General features: G+C 64.4%; 6 protein-coding genes. 2 read left to right on the forward strand and 4 right to left on the reverse strand.

Annotation, left to right across the window (positions count from 1 at the left end; genetic code table 11):
- Together RMO57_RS03000 and RMO57_RS03005 are read right to left on the reverse strand one after the other, a co-directional pair.
- The coding region (locus RMO57_RS03000) for a bifunctional heptose 7-phosphate kinase/heptose 1-phosphate adenyltransferase (protein ID WP_310384080.1) at nt 1-807 on the reverse strand (807 nt) is incomplete at its 3' end.
- 13 nt (nt 808-820) lie between these two features.
- The gene (locus RMO57_RS03005) at nt 821-1,390 is read right to left on the reverse strand and encodes a D-sedoheptulose 7-phosphate isomerase (RefSeq protein WP_310384083.1); all 570 of its coding nucleotides are present in this window, start codon (nt 1,388-1,390) and stop codon (nt 821-823) included.
- Nucleotides 1,391-1,508: 118 nt separating this feature from the next.
- On the opposite strand from RMO57_RS03005, the gene RMO57_RS03010 reads away from it, so the two are divergent.
- Together RMO57_RS03010 and RMO57_RS03015 are read left to right on the forward strand one after the other, a co-directional pair.
- Nucleotides 1,509-3,245, forward strand: coding sequence for an ATP-binding cassette domain-containing protein (locus tag RMO57_RS03010; RefSeq protein WP_310384085.1), 1,737 nt, complete (start codon nt 1,509-1,511; stop codon nt 3,243-3,245).
- Nucleotides 3,246-3,247: 2 nt separating this feature from the next.
- A complete protein-coding gene (locus RMO57_RS03015) occupies nt 3,248-3,538 on the forward strand; it encodes a ComEA family DNA-binding protein (RefSeq protein WP_310384087.1) in 291 nt (96 codons plus the stop codon).
- Here RMO57_RS03015 and RMO57_RS03020 read toward each other — a convergent pair.
- Both RMO57_RS03020 and RMO57_RS03025 read right to left on the reverse strand, forming a co-directional pair.
- Nucleotides 3,526-4,845, reverse strand: coding sequence for a patatin-like phospholipase family protein (locus RMO57_RS03020; protein ID WP_310384089.1), 1,320 nt, complete (start codon nt 4,843-4,845; stop codon nt 3,526-3,528). The genes RMO57_RS03015 and RMO57_RS03020 overlap by 13 nt on opposite strands.
- Nucleotides 4,846-4,998: 153 nt before the next feature.
- Nucleotides 4,999-5,734: OB-fold nucleic acid binding domain-containing protein (locus tag RMO57_RS03025; protein WP_414896369.1), on the reverse strand; the 736-nt coding region annotated here is incomplete at its 5' end.

Raw genomic sequence — 5,734 nt, forward strand, 5'->3', positions numbered from 1 at the left:
GCCGGCGCCGGTCACATCGAACACCTCGCGCGCCTGCGCCGGCTCATGGCTGCTGCCAGCGGCCGTGAACAGCGTCATGCCTTCCTCTGAGCGGGTCAGCAAGACCGCCTCGACGCCGATGGCCGCCCTGAGCGCGTCGACCTTGGCTTTCAGATCCGCCTCGCTGCGCCATTGGCCGCTGACCAGCGCCAACTCGGCGCGGTTCGGCGTGATCACGGTGGCGCCGGCATAACGTTGAAAATCAATGCCTTTGGGGTCGACCAGCACCGGCTTTTCCGCAGCCCGGGCAAGCTCGATCATGCGCGGGATATGGGCCAGACCGCCCTTGCCATAGTCAGAGAACAGCACCAGATCATGGTCGGCCAGTTGCTGCTCAAACGCCTCGGTCATCTCGCCCAGCAGCTCATGATCGGGCTCGTTCTCGAAATCGATGCGCAGCAACTGTTGCGCCCGCCCGATCACGCGCAGCTTGACGATGGTCTGCAGCTTGGGGTCGTCGCGCAGCACCGTCTCGACGCCCTGGGCATGCAGCAGTTCGCGCAACTTGACGGCGGGCTGATCACGGCCAACCACGGTCAGCAGGGTCGTGCGGGCGCCCAGCATCTTGACGTTCAGCGCCACATTGGCGGCACCGCCCAAGCGCTCTTCCTCGCGCTCCACCCGCACCACCGGCACGGGAGCCTCGGGCGAGATGCGCTCGACCGCGCCGTGCCAGTAACGGTCCAGCATGACGTCACCGACCACCAGCACGCGCTTCTTTGCCAGCAACTCGCGGCTGGGGAGGCCTTGAAGTAAGTTCTTAGTCACAGACCCGACCCTCTCAATCCAGGCCCAGCTCGGCCTCGATCAGCCCGCACAAGGTGTGGCCGATCAGGATATGCGCCTCCTGGATGCGCGCCGTCACCGCATGTGGCACCACGATGGAAGCATCGCACAGGCCCAGCAGTTGCCCGCCGTCGCGGCCCAGCAGGCCCAGCGTGTAGACGCCGGCCGCCTTGGCCGCCTCGACCGCACGCAGCACATTGGCCGAATTGCCCGAGGTCGAGATCGCCACCAAAGCGTCGCCCGAGCGCGCCAGCGCGATCAGCTGGCGCGCGAACACCTGCTCGAACGCGTAGTCATTGGCGATGCAGGTCAAGGCTGATGTGTCGGTGCTGAGCGCAATCGCTGCCAGCGGGCGGCGGTCCTTGATGAAGCGGCCTGTCAACTCGGCCGCCAGGTGCTGGCTGTCGGCGGCCGAGCCGCCATTGCCGCAAAACATGATCTTGCCGCCCTGGCTCAAGACCTTGGCCAGGACCTGGCCAGCCTGCGCAACCTCGGCGTCCAGTGCGTGCAAAACGGTCATCAGTTGCTGATGCTCGGCAAGGTTGCGAAGAAACAATGAATTCATGGGTATTGCCTATCAAAAGTAAAAAGCAGGCCAGTCGCAGCATGCCATTATCAACGTAGGCCGGCGTGCCAAAGCGCTCGACCCCAAGCATCCAAAATGCCAGCGACAATCCCCCGCCATGACGACTGACTCTTCCGATCTCAAACCCGTGGCCAAGCGCCTGATGCGCTTCGTCAAACCCTACCGCGCCGGCCTGTCTCTGACGCTGCTGGTGTACGCGGCGGCAGCCGCCACCGAACCCTTGATCCCGCACCTGATCAAGACCGTGTTTGGTCAAGGCTTTGCGGACAATTCGTTCTCGGTCTGGTGGGTACCGGTGGTCTTGATCGGGCTGTTCGGTTTGCGCGGCTTGCTGGGCTTTTTAGGCCAGTACCTGCTGAACTGGTCGGTGACGCGGGTGGTGATGGATTTCCGTTGCGCGCTGCTCGACACCCTCTTGAAGGCCGACGCTCGCGTCTTCACCAGCTTGCAGCCGGGCACGGCGGTCACCAAGGTGGTGAACGACCCGCAGCAAGTGATGGGCATGCTAACCAACCCCTTCATCAGTGTCTTGCGCGACGGCCTGCCGGCGGTGGCGATTCTTGGCTATCTGTTTATGTTGAACTGGCAGCTGACCTTGCTGTCCTTGATCACCACACCTTTGATGGCCTTTGTGATGCGCAAGGTCGCCACCCGGGTGCGCAGGCTGGGCGGCATTGCCTATGACGCGCAGCTGCAGCTGGTCAACAAGGTCGACGACCTGACGCGCGCCTGGCGCGTGGTGCGCAGCTTTGACGGTGCCGAGCATGAGCGCGCCCATTTCAACGCGCTGGCCAAAGAGGTGCAGCGCAACAACCTCAAGTCCGCAGCCGCTGCGGCCATGACGCAGCCACTGTCACAGTTTGTCGCGAGCTGGGGTTTGTCCCTGATCGTTTGCCTGGCCTTGTTGCAAGCCCGCCAAGCCAATACCGGCGTGGGCGAATTCGCAGCCTTCATCACCGGCCTGCTTTTGCTGACATCGCGCCTGCGCCATTTAAGTGATCTGATGCCGCCCGTCACCAGCGCCTTGGTGATCGCGCGCGGCTGCATGAGCTTGCTGGACATGCCGGTCGAGCCCGACAAGGGCACGCGCGAACTGCAGGACTGCAAGGGCGAGATCCTGATACAGGACGTGCATCTGCAGTACCCGGACGCCGAGCGGCCCGCGCTGGACGGGCTGACGCTCAGCATCAAGGCCGGCCAAACCACCGCCCTGGTGGGTGCCTCGGGGGCCGGCAAAAGTTCCATCGTGCACTTGCTATTGGGGTTTGGCCAGGCCGACTCCGGCCAGATCCTGATCGACGGCGCCCCCGTCAGCGACATCCGCAAGGGCAATCTGCGCCGCCAGTTCGCGGTGGTGTCGCAAGACATTGTCTTGTTCGACGCCTCGGTGGCCGACAACATCGCCTACGCCCAGCCGATTGATGAGGCCAAGCTTGAACAGGCGCTGCGCGCCGCCAATCTGTGGGACTTTGCCGTCGGTCTGCCGCAGGGCCTGCAGACCATCATCGGCGCCAACGGCAGCAAGCTGTCGGGCGGCCAGCGCCAGCGCTTGGCGATTGCGCGTGCGCTCTACAAGGACGCGCCCATCTGGGTTTTCGATGAAGCGACGTCGGCCCTGGATACCGAGAGCGAGCGCGCCGTGCAGCAAGCACTTGAGCAATGGCAGGGCCGCAAAACCCTGCTCGTGATCGCCCACCGTTTGTCCACCATTCGTTCGGCCGACACCATTCATGTGCTGGGTGCGGGCCGGCTGCTGGAAAGCGGCTCGCATGCCCAGCTGTTAGCCCACGACGGTGCCTATGCCGCCATGGTGCGGGCCCAGCACGGCGAGTAGCAATGATGATGCGGCGGCGCGCGCTACTCATCACCAGTTTGAGCGGACTCTGTGCGCCGCTGCTGGCGCAGGAAAAACTGTTGCTGGAGCTCAATCAAGCCAGCCGCGCCGAACTGGAGTCGCTGCCCGGCCTGGGCGTACAGCTGGTCGAGCGGCTGCTGACTGCACGCGCCAACGCGCCGTTCAGCAATTGGGCCGATCTGCGCCAACGGGTGCGCGGCATTGGCCCGAGCAGCGCCAAAAAGCTCTCGGCGCTGGGCCTGCGCGTGAACGGTCAAGCCTACGTCGATTGATCGACAGCGGCAGGCATCGTCTCGGCAAAGCCGGCCTTGCGCCGGCGCATCGCGGCCGGGTCACATTGCAGGGCCTGGGCGGGCCAGCCAAAAAAGGCCTGCACCTCGGCACGCCTGGCCAGCGTGTCGCTCATGCCTAGATTGATCAAGTCGCCGGTGAACGAGGGCTCAAACAGCAAGTAACTGGTGAGCGCCGAGCCACTCGCGCCCTTGCCCTCACCGGCCACGCCGACGCTGCGCAAGAGGCCTTTGATGGTCGGCGGCAAGCTGCCCTGATGCTCGGCCGCCAAATCATCCAGGCGCCGACTGGGCGCGATCACCAACACCTCAATCGGCCGCAAGGGCGTGGCGTCGCGGGCCTGCTGCGGCAGCAGCGCCAAGGTATTGTTGATGCGCTGCAAACGCTCCACATCGACCGCCAGTGCATCCAAAAATATGTTCGACAAGGCATGACCGGCAATCTGCGCCATGCTGGGGTGGCCCGTGATCAGCGCAGCGCGCCGACTACCCGGCGGCTCATGCATGCGCCCCGCGCCAATCACCAAGACCCGCTCGGCGCCAAGGTGGATGGCCGGCGAGATCGGCGCGCTCTGGCGCATCGAGCCGTCTCCGAACCATTCGGGCTGACCGTCCAAGTCGAGTGACTGAGCCGGGAAGATAAACGGGATCGCCGATGAAGCCGTCAAGTGCTCGACGGTCAACTGCGCCTTGACCGCGATGCGCTGCGAACGCAGCCAGGGTTTGATGGGCTTGTGGGTTTGGTAAAACGTCACGTGTTGACCCGACGTGTAGCTGGACCCGCTGATGGCCAGCGCATGCATATGGCCGGCCGCCAGCATTTCGTCCAGGCGCTCCATCTGAATCCAGCGTTGCAGCAAGGCGGCCAGCGGAGAGTTGTCGAGCAGACTGCGCGGCTGGGTGCGGCGCCAGCGCGCCACCGCCCAACCCAGGCTCATCAACCTCAGCCAACGCGCACCGGTGCGGATGATGCCGAAGGCGTCGGCGCTGTAAATCTGGCCGACATGCAGGTTCTGCCACAGATGGACCAAGCCATCGACGGCGCCGTCAAAGTCGTCCGCATGGCAGGCCAAGGTGGCCGCGTTGATGGCACCGGCCGAGGTGCCGGCGATGATGGGGAAAGGGCTGGCGCCGCTGAGGCCCGCATCACGGCGCAGCTGCGCCACCGCCGCCAACACGCCGACCTGGTAAGCCGCACGCGCGCCGCCTCCGGTGAGGATCAGTCCACAAAGCCCAGCAGGTGATGGCCTTGGGGCAGCGTTGATAAGAGGCGGATGGGCGTTAGGCATGGTCGGCAATGGCCTGAATCATCGCCTAGTTAGCCCGGCCGAAGCCCCGGAACAGGGGGCATTCCCGGCTCGATTCCTCAGTCGTAGATGATTTGCGACAACGGCCCCGGCTGGGGCTCAAGCGTCGCTTGCCTGAGCTGGGCCAAGGCCTCATCACAGGGCCAAAAACGGCTGTCCTCGCCCAGCTCGATCTTGAACTCGGCCCCGGCCTGTTCGCCCAGCAGGAAATGGTGGGTGAGCATCTTCAAGCCCTGCGAGACTTGCCCTTGCTCGCTGCCTTGTTCGTCCACCACGCGTCTGGCCGGCCATTGCTTGATAACGTCCTGCAGCGCCGGCAACTTGGACCGCACCGGCACATAAAAATACTTGCCGAAGCGGCACATAAAAATACTTGCCGAAGCGGGCGCGCGCGCCGGCCAGATCCCAGACCGCCTGCACATTGAAGCGGTAGCCGCCGGCAAAGCGGTCCATCTGCACCTTGCCCTGCAGGATCAGCAACTCGTCGTCGACGAACAGCTCCTTGTGCGCGTTCAACAACTCCTCGCTGGCGACCGCCTCGATAAAGTCACTCTTGTCGTCAAGCTTGAAGATCGCCACCCGGCCGCGGTTGCCGTTGATGACGCGCAGATCGCTGACGATGCCGGCCAGCATCACCACCTCGCGACTCTGTGCCGCATCCTCGATATTGGCGACCCGGCGCTTGACCATGCGGCGCACCTCCTCGCCGCTTTGGTCAAACAAATGGCCGCTCAAGTAGAAGCCCACGGCCGTCTTCTCCAGCGTCAGCCGCTCCTTGATGCTCCAGGGCGCGGCGTCGACCAAGTCGGGCTCGGCGGTGCTGGCGGCGTGCGAGTCGTCGAAGTCGAACAGCCCGCCCTGGTCGGCATTC

Source organism: Roseateles sp., assembly GCF_031397715.1.
In the GTDB taxonomy this organism is placed as follows: domain Bacteria; phylum Pseudomonadota; class Gammaproteobacteria; order Burkholderiales; family Burkholderiaceae_C; genus Paucibacter_A.

Excerpts from the sequence above, each read along its gene's own strand:
- RMO57_RS03005 (WP_310384083.1), bottom strand. The coding sequence starts at position 1,390 with ATGAATTCATTGTTTCTTCGCAACCTTGCCGAGCATCAGCAACTGATG.
- RMO57_RS03010 (WP_310384085.1), top strand. The coding sequence starts at position 1,509 with ATGACGACTGACTCTTCCGATCTCAAACCCGTGGCCAAGCGCCTGATG.
- RMO57_RS03015 (WP_310384087.1), top strand. The coding sequence starts at position 3,248 with ATGATGATGCGGCGGCGCGCGCTACTCATCACCAGTTTGAGCGGACTC.
- RMO57_RS03020 (WP_310384089.1), bottom strand. The coding sequence starts at position 4,845 with ATGCCTAACGCCCATCCGCCTCTTATCAACGCTGCCCCAAGGCCATCA.